Here is a 12688-nt window from a genome sequence, read left to right on the forward strand (position 1 = left end):
CGCTGGAACAGGTCCGCGGGTGCGCGCAATCCGGGGGTATTCCAGTGCTGTGGCCAATTTCGCTTGCGGGTACCGCGCCGACGTGGGTGGTGGTGGTGCTCAGCATTGCAGACCTGGTGATCCGGGTTCTGGCCATCGGCATCATCCCCGGCAACAGGCGTCCCACCACGGCCATGGCCTGGCTGCTGGGCATCTTCTTTGTGCCGTTCCTGGGCCTGGTCCTTTTCCTGCTGTTCGGAAACTTCAAGCTCTCCAGCCGCCGCCGCCAGCAGCAGGAGGTCATCAACACCCGCGTGCGGTCCGGCATCTCGGCGCTCGCCGACGTCGTCAGTGAATATGAAGGGCCCGAATGGGTGACGTCCGCCGGGGAACTGAACCGGCGGCTCGGCTCCCTCCCCATGGTGGACGGCAATTCCGTGGACCTCCTTCCCGGCTACCCGGACTCGATCCTGGCCATGACCCAGGCCGTGCGCAAAGCCAAGACGTTCGTCAATGCCGAGTTCTACATCATGAGCACGGACCACATCACCGATGACCTGCTGACCGCCCTGGAGGAGGCCGCCGAGCGTGGCGTGGAAGTGCGCGTGCTATTTGACCACATCGGCACGCTCCGCGTCAAGGGTTACCGCGACCTGCTCAAACGGCTGCGGGCGGGAAAGATCCAGTGGAAGCGTATGCTCCCGGTGCTGCCCATCCACGGCCAATGGCGCCGCCCGGACCTTCGGAACCACCGCAAAATCATGGTGGTCGACGGCGAACTCGCCTTCACGGGCTCGCAGAACCTGATCGAGCCCTCCTACAACAACCCCAAACACCGTAAGGCCGGCCGCGAATGGGTGGAGCTGATGGCGTGCCTGCGCGGCCCGATCGTCACCACGCTCAACGTGGTGTTCGCCACGGACTGGCTGAGCGAAACCGACGAGTCCCTGGAACACCAGCTGCAGCTCCCGGACAACCCCGAGCCGGGCAACGTCACGGCCCAGGTGGTGCCCAGCGGACCTGGGTTCATCACCGAGAACAACCTGCGCCTCTTCAACACCCTGATCTACTCCGCCCAGCACCGGATCTCCATCTGCAGCCCGTATTTCGTGCCCGATGACTCCCTGCTCTACGCCATCACCACCGCAGCCCAGCGTGGCGTGGACGTGGAGCTGTTCGTCTCCGAAAAGGGCGATCAGTTCCTGGTCCACCACGCCCAGCGCTCCTATTACGAGGCGCTGCTGGAAGCCGGCGTCCGGATCTACCTCTACAAGGCGCCCTTTGTGCTGCACGCCAAGCACTTCACCATCGACGACGAAGTGGCCGTCCTGGGCTCCAGCAACATGGACATGCGCTCGTTCTCGCTGAACATGGAGGTCTCGGTGATGCTGCTCGGTGCGGAAACCGTGAACAGTATGCGCGCGGTCGAAGACACATACCGCGACATTTCCAACGAGCTCATACTCGACGACTGGCTGCAGCGCCCCCTCGCCGCCCGCTATGTCGATAACGTCGCCAGGCTGACCGCCACGCTCCAGTAACTCTTGACAAGGATAGGAGCATCAAAAACTTCGGGGGGTCAGGCGTCGGGAAAGTCCGCACCCAGCGCGGAAAGCACACCGTGCGCCTTCACGCGGATTTCGTCGTACTCCTCGTCAGGTACGGAGTCGGCGGTGATGGCGCCGCCGACGCCGAGGGTGAGTTCCGCCGTCGATGCTTGTCCGCCGCCGTCCCCGGCCACCGCCGTGGTTACCAGGGTGCGGATCGCCACCGCCAGGTCCGTGGCCCCGTTGAGCGAAAAGTAGCCGATCGCGCCGGAATACAGGCCGCGCGGGCCCTCCTCCAACCGGTCCAGGATGGCCATGGTGCTGATTTTCGGGGCGCCGGTCATGGAGCCGGCCGGGAAACAGGCGGCCACCGCCTCGGCCCGCGGCGAGCCGGGCAGGAGCCGCGCGTCGATGGTGCTGACCATCTGGTGCACCGTGGCGTAGCTTTCGATCTCGCACAGCCTGCTGACAGTCACCGATCCAGGTTCCGCGAAGTGGCTGAGGTCGTTCCGCAGCAGGTCCACAATCATGATGTTTTCCGCGCGGTCCTTCAGCGAGGTCGCCAGGTTCTCCCGCATCTGCCTGTCACGCTCCGGATCAGCACCCCGGCGGCGGGTGCCCTTGATCGGTTCGGCGCGCATGCCGCCGTCGGACGTTATCCTCAGGAACCGCTCCGGCGACGTGCTGGCCACCGTCAGCCCGCCGAACCGCAGGTAGCTGGCGAACGGCGCGGGATTCTTCCGCCGCAGCGCGAGGTACGTGGGCCAGGGGGCAGCCGCGGCGGCGGGCAGCCGGGCCGTGAGCGTGGTGGTCAGGCAGACCTCGTATGAGTTCCCTTCACGGATTTCGTGCTGGGCGGCCGCGATTTTGGCCAGGTAGGAGGGCTCCGTGTCGCGGCTGCTGAACGCGGGCCCAACGGGACGGACGACGCCGTCGCTGCCGCCGGCGTGCGTGCGTTGGTCCCCTGGGCCTGGCGTGCTCGCGGCGGGGGCGACAGCGGCGGCGACAGCGACGGCCGCGCGGGCGTCGGTCAGCCAGTGGTCGGCGTCGGGCGCTTCCAGGGCAAGGAGCCAGGCCGCTCCTTCCACGTGGTCCAAAACGACGGCTCGGCCCGCGAAGATCAGGGCCGCGTCAGGGGTCGGCGCCGCCACGTCCGTCCCGCCGGTTTCGCGCTTGAGCTCATAGCCCAGGCAGCCCAGCCAGCCCAGGGTGAAGTCGCCCGGGTAGCCGTCCGGCGTGCGGACCGCCCGGCGTCCCCAGACCGTGTCCAGCCAGCGGAAGAACGGTCCCGGCACGCGCGCCGTGGCGGAGCCTGCCGTGATGACGCTTTCGCCGGACCGGTGCGTGACCGCCTGGCCGTACGTCCCGCCGTCGTCCGCGAGGATGCTGAAGCGGCTGCGCGCGTTGGCGGGCGACGGCTGCGGGAGCGGCCCTGCGGGTGTGGCGACGTCCGCGTTGGAGGAGTCCAGCCAGACGGCATTGGCCGAGCCGCCGTAGAGGTTCTCGAAGAGCACGGCGGCGTCCGGCCTGGCGTCCAGCCGTTCTGCGCGCAGCCTGAGGCCGCGGCGGGCGGCAAGCTCGGGAACAAGGGCAGGTCCGAGAGCGGGCAGGTACGCGAGGGCCTGCATAACGTCGGCGGTGGCGGAACCGTCGGCATTGTTGAGGACGCGGATATCGGCTTCGTGAGGGACGTCGTCGTCGGCGAGCCAGGCTTCCTCCTGCTCAGCCCACTGGTCCCAAAACGGCTCATACGTGCCGCCGTCGCGGTCCAGGGCACGCTTTCGGCGGATGTCGTCCGGCGAGTCGGCCCAGATGACAGCGCTGAGCAGGGGCCGGGCGTCCGCAGCCGCCGCCCCCACTCCCTCAATGATCACGATCTCGGCGGGCAGCGTGACGCGTGTGTCGCCGTCGTAATGCCTTTCCCAGTCCCAGCTGGTCCAGGTGGCGGGCTCGGCGCGGCTCAACGGCGTGAGCACGGTGGAAACGTAGCGCTCGATGCCCGCGGTGAGGCCGTTCCAGCCCGGGTAGATGTCCTCCAGGTGGAAGAGCGCGACTTTGTGATGGTTCCGCAGCTGCGCGGCCAGTTCGATGGCCAGAGTGGTTTTCCCTGCGCCGGATCGCCCGTCAATGGCGATGATCACAGGTGCGGGGGTCATGAAATAGAGCGTACCTGCTGCTGCATCAGCTGCTGTCGCGGCGCCGCCTGGCCAAGGACCATGCGGACATGCGCGACGACGCCGGGCACGGCGCCGCGGATCTGCTCCCAGACGGCGCTAAAATCGGCATGGCCCCCGTACCAGGGATCCTCGATGCCTTGGTCCAGCAGATCGCTGCCGGCAGCGGCGAGGTTGAAGCTGCGGAGCATCCGGACTTTGTTCATGGTGTGCGCGTCCGGCGCGGCGTCGCGCAGCCAGGCGTAGTGGTCAACGTCCAGTGCCAGGATGAGATCGCGCTCGCGGAACCACCCGGCCTGCCAGGCGCGGGCAACATGGTGCTCTGAGCTCAAGTGCGTTTCCGCAAGCCGGCGGGCGGCGCGCGGATCGATGGGCTGTCCTGCCTCATAACCGGTAGTTCCCGCCGAATCCACTGTCACATCCGAGCCCATGCCCTCGGCTTGGAAGGCCGCGCCCGACATCATCTCAGCCATCGGTGACCGGCAAATATTTCCCGTGCAGACGGCGATGATTCGGTATGGGCTCGACGATGAGTTCATGGGGCTAAGCATGCGGGACTGGGGGGCATTCTTGGCCAGCTGGCATTCACATGACGTGACAGATTCGTAAGAAATTTGACCGAAGAGTCAAAATTCCGTCCGTCCGTCTGCCTTCCAGGATCGGCCTTGCTAGGCGTCCTGCAGCGGGCGCCGTGCCAGCCATGCTGCCACGATCGCGCCGGAGATGTTGTGCCAGAGCGAGAAAACGGCGGACGGCAGTGCGGCCAGCGGGGTGAAATGCGCGGTGGCCAGCGTGGCGGCCAAACCGGAGTTCTGCATGCCCACTTCGAAGGCGAGCGCCCTCCGTGCTTTATCGTCCAGCCGGCCCAGTTTGCCCGCCAGGTAGCCCAGGCCCAGGCCGAAGCCGTTGTGGAGGACCACTGCGAGGAACACAATGCCGCCCGCGGCCACGATCTTAGAGGCGCTGCCCGCCACAACAATCGCGACAATGAAGGAAATTACGACGGCGGATGCCCAGGGGAGCGCCGGTAGCAGCTTGGCGATGAGGTTCTTGAAGAACAGCCGCGCGAGCAGCCCGGCGATGACGGGCAGGAGTACCGTCTTGACGATGTCCAGGACCATGCTCCCAGCGTCGATTTCCAGGAACGATCCGGCCAGGAACAGGACCAGCAGTGGCGTAACCACCGGTGCGATCAGGGTGGATACCGAAGCGACGGCGACGGACAGGGCAACGTCCCCCTTGGCCAGGAATGCCATCACGTTCGAGGCGGTGCCGGATGGTGCACAGCCCACCAGGATCAGGCCTACGGCAAGCTCCGGCGGAAGCTGGAGCGCCACGGCAATCAGCCAGCCCGCGCCGGGCATGATCACGTAGTGCGCCACAATGCCCAGGACCACTGCCCACGGGCGCTTCACCACAGAGGCAAAATCCAGCGGCGTCAGGGTCAGGCCCATGCAGAACATGATGATGCCCAGCAGGTACGGGACGCTGGGCCCCAGCGGCTGGAAGGTGGCTGGCACAAGGAAGCCGGCGACGCCCGCCAGGACCACCAGCGCCGGGAGGATCGTGACGGCAAGCCGCGCGATTTTCGCCTCGGCGGCCAGCGCCGGGTTGGTGGGTACTGGGGCTTGATCAGTGCCGGATTCTGTCGATGTGGGGGATTTGGTTGCCTCAAGCATTTATCGATCGTGGCATTGATGTCCGGCAGGTGACCACTTCATGACCATGCTCAGGGCAAAAATGTCAGACATCTGCGGCCGAAGGCTTGCCAGTGGATCCAGGCCTTGACGACGGGCCTGGAAGAACAGGCCTAGTGGATCAGCGCAAGGAGAATTCCTACCGCCATAAAGAGCACCCCGAAGATCCGGCTGAGGATCTTCTGGCCACGGGCGTTGTGCGTGAACCGCTGGAAGGACTTGGCGGCAAAGGCGAAGAAGAACCACATCACCAGGATGTCGATCACCACCACGGTGGCTGTGAGCACAAGGTACTGCGGCAGGAGCGGCTGTTCAGGGCGGATGAACTGTGGCATAAACGCGAGGAAGAAAACGACGGCCTTCGGGTTGAGCAGGTTGACCCAGAGGCCACGCCGGAACATTGACCAGGCGGGCTCGTTCCGGAGGGCGGCGGCCTGTTCCTGGTCCACCTCCGGTTTGCTGAGGAACTGGCGGATGCCCAGGTACACCAGGTAGGCGGCCCCGGCGTAACGGATCACATTGAAGGCCACCGGGGAGCTTGCCACCAGCACACCGACGCCCAACGCCACGATCACCACGTGGACAACCAGGGCTGCCTGCTGGCCAAGGATGCCCCAGATGGAGCGGCGGAACCCTGACGTCAGCGAGTTGCTCATGGTGTTGATGGCACCGGCACCCGGCGTGAAACTGATCAGGGCGCCGGCGCCCGCGAGGGCGAGCCAAAGGGAGAATTGCACCTGCCAAGTTTAGTGCCGTCGGCACAACAAGAGTGCCGCCTCACCACAGCGTGGTCACGGGCTCGAATGCGTGAAGCTCCTCATCTGCCGTTACCAGCGTCAGCCCCTCCACCATGGCCTGGGCAGCCAGGATCCGGTCAAAGGGGTCCTTGTGTTCCCAGTCCAACTGGCCGGCGGCCAATGCGTGCGGTGCGGAGATGGACAGCTCAGAGGCGTACAGGTGGGCCACCTGCCGTCCAAAGCTTGCCACTATCGCCGCCCCAGCCGGCAGCTTGCCTTGATGGTGTTTGTAGGACAGTTCGTACGCGGTCATGGGCGACACGTAGACCGAGTTCTCGAGCTTGGTGATGGCGTTCCTGGCTTTGGTGGACAGTTTCCTGGGTTCGGCGAGGGCCCAGAGGAAGACGTGGGTGTCCAGGAGCAGGCGCATCAATGATCCCTGCCTGTCGCTTCACCCATTTCCTCGTCGGTCCACGGGTCATAGAACCCGTCAGGAATTTGAAGGGGCGCCAGGAAGCCCAGCTCGCGTTTGTGGGGGCGCTCGATTTTCACCAGCCGGGCCACCGGACGGCCTGCCTTGGCGATGACCACATCCTCGCCGTTTTCAACGAGGCTCAACAGCTCAGACAGGCGGGTTTTTGCCTCTTGGACGTTGTACTGTCCCATGTTGACCAAGTCTAGTTGGTCAACCTCGGCGGTGTAAGGCTCTGCCCAGTATTCGTTCTCTCCGTAATGGTTCATAGTCCGACGCTATTGCCGCCAGCGCAGGGTGGATAGGCACGGGTGCGCCTATGTGGAAATTACGCCCGTGGAAAATCACGCCCGGGCGATGACCTCACCGTTCGGGATCAGGAACCAGCCGTCGTCTGTGGATCCCCAGCGGTGCCATCCTGCCGAAATCCGGGCCAGGTCCGCTGGATTTGCGAAGCCGTATTCAAGGGCCTGCTCCGCGAAGGCCGAATGCAGCACTCGTTCGCCCCAGACCCGGGCCTGCCATCTCCGTTGTTGCCCGGTGGCATAGAGCCAGTTGCTGCTGGTGGGCGCCACGTTGCTGAAGCCCGCAGACTGGGCCCAGGACACGAGCCGGCGGCCGGCGTCGGGCTCGGCCCCGTTGCGTCGTGCGATCCGCTGGTACAGGTCCATCCATTCGTCCAGCTCAGGGATCGTGGGGTACCAGCTCATGCCGTGGAAGTCGGCGTCGCGCACTGCCACTATGCCGCCCGGCTTCGCTACCCGGCGCATCTCGCGCAGCGCCTCCACCGGGTCGGTCAGGTGCTGGAGCACCTGGTGGGCGTGGACGACGTCGAACGTTTCGTCCTCGAAGTCAAGGTCGTAGATGTTGCCGGCCAGGAACTCCGCATTGGCCACGCCGCGTTCGGCGGCCAGCGCCGTGGCCTGGGCGATGATGTCCGGTGACCGGTCCAGGCCGGTGACCTTTCCGGGCGACACCAGCCCGGCGAAATCGCAGGTGATGCTTCCAGGGCCGCAGCCGACGTCGAGCACTGAAACCCCGGGCGTGAGGTGCGGAATGACAAAGGCCGCGGAGTTCTCCGCGGTCCTGGAAGCGTGGGCGCGGACCACCGACTCGTGGTGGCCGTGCGTGTACACATCGTCGTCAGGCTGCTGCGCACTCATAATGAAACGCTACCCCTCCGCAGTGAAAAACAGGCGGAACCGTCCCCGAAGTAGGTGGCACTTAGTGTCGTTATGAGCCCTCATGACGACATCTACTGCGACCTACTTGGGCGGAGTGGGCGAGGCGGGGCCGCCGTCGGACGTTTCCTCACGGGCCGCGATGGTGGCGTCCACCATGGCGGCCATGAACCGGCTGACCAGCTCCAGCTCTTCGGGCGAGAAACCCGCCATGGCGGCACCCATGTGGCGCGAAAGCGGCATAAAAATGGCGCTGCCGTCCTGGAAGGCCTTGGGTGTCATGCGCAACTGGACCTGCCTCCGGTCCGGGCCGAGGCGCTCCCTCACCGCATGCCCTGAACTGTCCAGCCGGTCGATAAGCGCGGTGGTGGCGGGCGAGCTGAGGTTGAGTTCCCTGCGCAGGATGCCCGGCGTGACCACGAGGCCCTTGGCGGTGTGCCGCATGATCACTGCCAGCGCGTTGAGGTCCGTGCGGTGCATGTCGTTGCGGCCGCCGGCAGTGTCCACATACCTGTTGGCCTCCAGCGTGAAGTCCTGGAGCAGGCGGACCAGGGCAAAGGGGGCGGAGTCGGGTGGGCGCTGGAACGCTTCGTCCGTCATGTTCCGCCCTCCTCCGCTCGCTTGCCACGTCCTGTGATCTTGCCTGGTGCCCTGACGGATATTACTGCAGCGATGCCAGCTGCGTAGTTTCAAACAGAAAACCAATTTATTTCCATGGTGGAGATACTCTAGGATGGAACCAAGTGTACCCCGGCCACCCAAGCGAAGCAGGAATCATGAAATCAAGTCCCCAGCACAGCGCGAAGGTTCCGTTCTGGCTTCGCTGGCTGCTTCCCGTGTTCCTGGTGCTCACGTGGCTGGCCATCGCCGGTGTGGGTGGACCCACGTTCGGCCGGCTCGACGAGGTCTCCTCGAACGACCAGGCCTCGTTCCTGCCGGCGAGCGCCGAGGCCACCGCGGTCCAGGACTGGCAGGCAAAGTTCCGCGATTCAGACGAAGTGCCGGCGGTCATCGTCATCGAAAACGACGCCGCCATCAGCCCCTCGGAGCTTGGCGAACTGGCATCCCTGAAGGCTGGGCTCGAGGGCCTGGAGCTGGGCAGCGCGGTGATCGGCCCCATCCCGTCCGAGGACGGGAAAGCGGTCCAGTTCATTGCCCCGATCGGGTCCTCCGGCGAGCTTAAGGAATCCGTCCAGGAGTTGCGGGACTTCCTGGCGGATTCCGCCCCCGCAGGCATGCAGACCTTCGTCACCGGACCCGCGGGCCTGACCGCAGATCTGGTCGCCGCCTTCGCCGGCATTGACGGCATCCTGCTGCTGGTGGCACTCGGCGCGGTCTTCCTGATCCTATTGATCGTCTACCGTTCGCTCCTGCTGCCCATCGCCGTGCTGCTCACCTCGGTTTTTGCGCTCTGTGCCGCCATCCTGCTGGTGTTCGGCATGGCAAAGCTCGGCTGGATCCAGCTGAGCGGCCAAAGCCAAGGCATCCTGTCCATCTTGGTGATCGGCGCGGCCACGGACTATGCCCTGCTGTACGTGGCGCGGTTCCGCGAGGCCCTGACCCACACACGCAACCGGACGGAAGCGGTGCTGACGGCGTGGAAGGCGTCGTTCGAGCCGATCCTGGCTTCCGGCGCCACTGTCATCATTGCCTTGCTCTGCCTGCTGTTCTCGGACCTGAACTCCAACAAGGCGCTGGGCCCCGTTGCGGCTGCGGGCATCCTCTGTTCGCTCTTCGCCGCGCTGACCCTCCTGCCCGCCCTGATGGCACTTTTGGGCCGGGCCGCGTTCTGGCCGTTCCGCCCCAGGCTGGTTCCGGCGGGCGAGCGCGAGCCCGAGCTGGTCACCGGCCTGGAAGGGCAGAAGGGCATCTGGCGGGCCACCGGTTCGCTGGTCTCCCGCCGCCCGCGCACGGTCTGGGTCGCGTCGGTCCTCCTCCTGCTGGTGGCTTCGGCGGGGGTGCTGCAGCTGAAGGCCAACGGCGTGCCGCAGACCGAGGTCATTCTCACCGCGTCGAATGCGGTGGACGGCCAGGACGCGCTGGCGCGGCATTTCGACGCCGGCAGCGGCAGCCCCGCCGTCGTCATCGCGGACGAAAGTAAAGCCGATGAAGTGCTGGCAAAGGTCAAAGCGGCCGACGGCGTGGGGGACGCCTACCTCCTGGCTGAAGGCAGGCTGCCGATCACCGGCGCCCCCGGGACTCCCAGCGAGCCTGACGTCCACGACGGCAAGGTGCTGATCAACGCCACGCTCAACTACGCCGCGGATTCCATTGAGGCGGAGGATGCGGTCAAGGCGCTGCGCGAGGAGGCAAAAACGGTCGACGCCGGCGCGTTGGTTGGCGGCGTGACCGCCACTGCGCTGGACACCAACACCACCGCCCAGCGCGACCTGGTGATCATCATCCCGATCGTGCTGGCGGTCATCCTGCTCATCCTGATGCTGCTGCTGCGATCAGTCTTGGCGCCGGTCCTGCTGGTGCTCTCCGTGGTGCTGTCGTACGGCGCGGCCATGGGCGTTTCGGCCGTGGTCTTCAACAGCCTGCTCGGATTCCCCGGCGCCGACGCCACCGTGCCCCTGTTCGGGTTTGTGTTCCTGGTTGCCCTGGGTGTGGACTACAACATCTTCCTGATGAGCCGGGTGCGGGAAGAGTCGCTGAAGCACGGGACCCGGCCGGGCATCCTTCGCGGACTCGGCGTGACCGGCGGAGTGATCACTTCGGCCGGCGTGGTGCTGGCCGCCACGTTCGCCGCACTGAGCGTCATCCCCATCATGTTCCTGGTGCAGCTGGCCTTCATTGTGTCGTTCGGCGTACTGCTGGACACCGTGCTGGTGCGCTCGCTGCTGGTCCCTGCGCTGGCGTACGACATCGGCCCGCGCATCTGGTGGCCCGGCAAGCTGGGCCGGACGGAGCTGGATGCCGCGGTGCGGCGGGAGGTTGGCCCGGCCGAGCCCGGCCTTCATCCCGCGTCAGAGACTGCCAGCCGCCGCTAGGGCACCTAGCACTGTGCGCGCCACCAGGCCACCGTGGCAGCGGCGGCCTCGCGCAGAGGTGTCGGGCGGATCCCAAGTGCGGTCTCGCTGGCGGCAGATTCCATCACAAACGGCCGCTCGAACTGGTAGAGCATTTCGGCAACTTCGCGGAAGTCTTTCGAGAACACACCCATGGTCCGGAGCGCCCAGCCCGGAATGGCTCCAAGCTTCGGCGCCTGCACTCCGCCAGTCTCGGTGAACGCTGTGGCCAGCTGCCGCTGCGTGACTGCCGGACCCGTGGGCGCGTGCCACACCCTGTTCCACAGCGACGGCGTCGCCGCGGCGTGGATCATCGCGGCGGCCAGGTCCGGGACGTACGTGAATGAATGGGGCTGATCGGCGCTCCCGATGACCCAGACTTTCTTGCCGGCCAGGACGGCGGGGACCACGCGCTCTCCGGCATGTGAGGTTCGCACCCGAGGGCCAAAGAAATCGCCGGCAACCACGCTGACGGTGTTGGTCGGAGAGGCGTCCCGCGCCTTGAGCAGCGCGGTGCGGACGCCCCGCTTGCCGCCCTCGGCAGTCCGCGGACCCGCCTCGACCATGGGGCGTTCAGGCTCGCTGTACGAGTAAAGGCTCTCGGGAAAAACGACGACGGCGCCTGCCTCGCCTGCTGCGGATAGCACCGTTTGCTCGGCCCGGGGCAGTTCTGCTTGCCACGCGTCCACCGTGTAGGAGGAGCCGTGGATGCAGTGGAAGACGGCGGTGGCGCCCGCGAAGGCGTCCCGCAGCTGGGCGGCATTCTGGACGTCGGCCTTCACGCGTTCCACCAGCGGATGCTTGGGGCCGCTGCCCGAACGGGTGAGGATCCTGACGTTTTTCCCCTGCTCAGCGAGCTGTTCTGCAACTGTCCAGCCCACGGGGCCGGCTCCGGTAACAACGTAGACATCGTTCATGACTTCTCCTCAAGGGATTTCCGCTAGAGAGCGCTGCTCTCCAACAAGCGTGCGCCTTGTCCGGGAGGCCTGTCAAGAGCAGTGCTCGCAATTGTTGACACTGCTCTGATTTGTGCCATGCTGGAGCAATGAATGACCCTGCCGCGGCCGCGGAACCCATCCTTCGGACACCGCGGGAGCGCGCCCGGGCCCAGACCATTGCCGACATCGTCAGGCTGGGCAGGGAGCACCTGGCAACGCAGGGCGCGGCCGCATTGTCCCTCCGCGCCGTGGCAAGGGATCTTGGCGTGGTCTCCTCCGCGGTCTACCGCTACGTGGCCAACCGCGACGAGCTGCTCACGCTGCTTCTGGTGGACGCCTACAGTGAGCTCGGCGACGCCGTGGATGCCGCGGTGAACGCGGTGCCGGTGCGCGACTTCGATGGCAGGTTCAAGGCGCTCGGCCGGGCTGTCAGGGCATGGGCGTTGCGGGAGCCTGCGCGCTACGGCCTGCTATTCGGGAGTCCGGTCCCCGGCTACCAGGCCCCCTCGAGCCAGACCACAACCCCGGGAACGCGCGTGATCTACCGCCTGATCGGCATTCTCGACGGCGCCTACCGGGCAGGTGCGCTGACCGCCACGGCGCGCACCGCCGTCGTACCTTCTGCCCTGTCCGCCGACCTTGAGGCGATCCGCAGTGAACTTGGGCTGGCCATGCCGGACGAACTCCAGGCGAACGGTGCCCTCGTGTGGACGTCGCTCTTCGGGGCCGTGAGTTTTGAGGTTTTTGGCCAATATGGCCCGGATACGTTCCGTGCCCGGGGCGAACTCTTTGAACACCACCTCACTGTCCTCGCGGCGATGGCTGGGCTCGTGCCTGAGGGAAACCCGCGGGACGACCCGAAGTCTGCGGCCACCCCTGTTTAGCCCGCCTCCGGCTGAGTAGACTCCAAATGCGTCCGGATGGACGCCGAGACTCAAAGGAGAGATCACGT

General features: G+C 66.0%; 12 protein-coding genes. 3 read left to right on the plus strand and 9 right to left on the minus strand.

Annotated features, from left to right (window positions below):
* The first annotated feature begins 47 nt into the window (after window positions 1-47).
* Window positions 48-1520 (plus strand): cardiolipin synthase, encoded by a 1473-nt coding sequence (gene cls / locus NG698_RS03585; protein WP_252608292.1) that lies wholly within the window; start codon window positions 48-50, stop codon window positions 1518-1520.
* A 38-nt stretch (window positions 1521-1558) separates the two neighbouring features.
* Here cls and NG698_RS03590 read toward each other — a convergent pair whose 3' ends face one another.
* From NG698_RS03590 to NG698_RS03625, 8 genes are all read right to left on the minus strand, one after another.
* The gene (locus tag NG698_RS03590; RefSeq protein WP_252608086.1) at window positions 1559-3682 is read right to left on the minus strand and encodes a chorismate-binding protein; all 2124 of its coding nucleotides are present in this window, start codon (window positions 3680-3682) and stop codon (window positions 1559-1561) included.
* On the minus strand, window positions 3679-4239 hold the full coding sequence (locus tag NG698_RS03595; RefSeq protein WP_256470776.1) for a low molecular weight protein-tyrosine-phosphatase: 561 nt from the start codon (window positions 4237-4239) through the stop codon (window positions 3679-3681). The genes NG698_RS03590 and NG698_RS03595 overlap by 4 nt, the downstream gene beginning before the upstream one ends.
* Before the next feature lie 129 nt (window positions 4240-4368).
* Window positions 4369-5379: a bile acid:sodium symporter family protein gene (locus NG698_RS03600; protein ID WP_252608090.1), complete on the minus strand. Its 1011-nt coding sequence runs from the start codon at window positions 5377-5379 to the stop codon at window positions 4369-4371.
* A 131-nt stretch (window positions 5380-5510) separates the two neighbouring features.
* Window positions 5511-6134, minus strand: coding sequence for a LysE family transporter (locus NG698_RS03605; RefSeq protein WP_252608092.1), 624 nt, complete (start codon window positions 6132-6134; stop codon window positions 5511-5513).
* A 40-nt stretch (window positions 6135-6174) separates the two neighbouring features.
* Window positions 6175-6564, minus strand: coding sequence for a type II toxin-antitoxin system VapC family toxin (locus NG698_RS03610; protein WP_252599124.1), 390 nt, complete (start codon window positions 6562-6564; stop codon window positions 6175-6177).
* Window positions 6564-6875 (minus strand): type II toxin-antitoxin system Phd/YefM family antitoxin, encoded by a 312-nt coding sequence (locus NG698_RS03615; RefSeq protein WP_252599123.1) that lies wholly within the window; start codon window positions 6873-6875, stop codon window positions 6564-6566. The genes NG698_RS03610 and NG698_RS03615 overlap by 1 nt, the downstream gene beginning before the upstream one ends.
* A gap of 75 nt (window positions 6876-6950) precedes the next feature.
* Window positions 6951-7769 (minus strand): methyltransferase domain-containing protein, encoded by an 819-nt coding sequence (locus NG698_RS03620; protein ID WP_252608094.1) that lies wholly within the window; start codon window positions 7767-7769, stop codon window positions 6951-6953.
* Window positions 7770-7871: 102 nt separating this feature from the next.
* A complete protein-coding gene (locus tag NG698_RS03625; RefSeq protein WP_252608096.1) occupies window positions 7872-8387 on the minus strand; it encodes a MarR family winged helix-turn-helix transcriptional regulator in 516 nt (171 codons plus the stop codon).
* Between the two features lie 176 nt (window positions 8388-8563).
* Between NG698_RS03625 and NG698_RS03630 the strand changes: the two genes are divergently transcribed.
* Complete coding sequence (locus NG698_RS03630; RefSeq protein ID WP_252608098.1) at window positions 8564-10780, plus strand: MMPL family transporter; 2217 nt, start codon at window positions 8564-8566, stop codon at window positions 10778-10780.
* A 5-nt stretch (window positions 10781-10785) separates the two neighbouring features.
* Here NG698_RS03630 and NG698_RS03635 read toward each other — a convergent pair whose 3' ends face one another.
* Entirely contained in the window at window positions 10786-11715 is a 930-nt protein-coding gene (locus tag NG698_RS03635; RefSeq protein ID WP_252599119.1) for an NAD-dependent epimerase/dehydratase family protein, read from the minus strand.
* 128 nt (window positions 11716-11843) lie between these two features.
* Between NG698_RS03635 and NG698_RS03640 the strand changes: the two genes are divergently transcribed.
* Window positions 11844-12620 (plus strand): TetR/AcrR family transcriptional regulator, encoded by a 777-nt coding sequence (locus NG698_RS03640; RefSeq protein WP_252599118.1) that lies wholly within the window; start codon window positions 11844-11846, stop codon window positions 12618-12620.
* The last annotated feature ends 68 nt before the right edge of the window (window positions 12621-12688 follow it).

Origin of the sequence: Pseudarthrobacter raffinosi (assembly GCF_023913735.1) — a bacterium.
Taxonomy (GTDB): Bacteria; Actinomycetota; Actinomycetes; order Actinomycetales; family Micrococcaceae; genus Arthrobacter; species Arthrobacter raffinosi.

Excerpts from the sequence above, each read along its gene's own strand:
- NG698_RS03610 (WP_252599124.1), bottom strand. The coding sequence starts at position 6,564 with ATGCGCCTGCTCCTGGACACCCACGTCTTCCTCTGGGCCCTCGCCGAA.
- NG698_RS03615 (WP_252599123.1), bottom strand. The coding sequence starts at position 6,875 with ATGAACCATTACGGAGAGAACGAATACTGGGCAGAGCCTTACACCGCC.
- NG698_RS03640 (WP_252599118.1), top strand. The coding sequence starts at position 11,844 with ATGAATGACCCTGCCGCGGCCGCGGAACCCATCCTTCGGACACCGCGG.
- NG698_RS03625 (WP_252608096.1), bottom strand. The coding sequence starts at position 8,387 with ATGACGGACGAAGCGTTCCAGCGCCCACCCGACTCCGCCCCCTTTGCC.
- NG698_RS03630 (WP_252608098.1), top strand. The coding sequence starts at position 8,564 with ATGAAATCAAGTCCCCAGCACAGCGCGAAGGTTCCGTTCTGGCTTCGC.
- NG698_RS03635 (WP_252599119.1), bottom strand. The coding sequence starts at position 11,715 with ATGAACGATGTCTACGTTGTTACCGGAGCCGGCCCCGTGGGCTGGACA.
- NG698_RS03595 (WP_256470776.1), bottom strand. The coding sequence starts at position 4,239 with ATGAACTCATCGTCGAGCCCATACCGAATCATCGCCGTCTGCACGGGA.
- NG698_RS03620 (WP_252608094.1), bottom strand. The coding sequence starts at position 7,769 with ATGAGTGCGCAGCAGCCTGACGACGATGTGTACACGCACGGCCACCAC.
- NG698_RS03590 (WP_252608086.1), bottom strand. The coding sequence starts at position 3,682 with ATGACCCCCGCACCTGTGATCATCGCCATTGACGGGCGATCCGGCGCA.
- NG698_RS03600 (WP_252608090.1), bottom strand. The coding sequence starts at position 5,379 with ATGCTTGAGGCAACCAAATCCCCCACATCGACAGAATCCGGCACTGAT.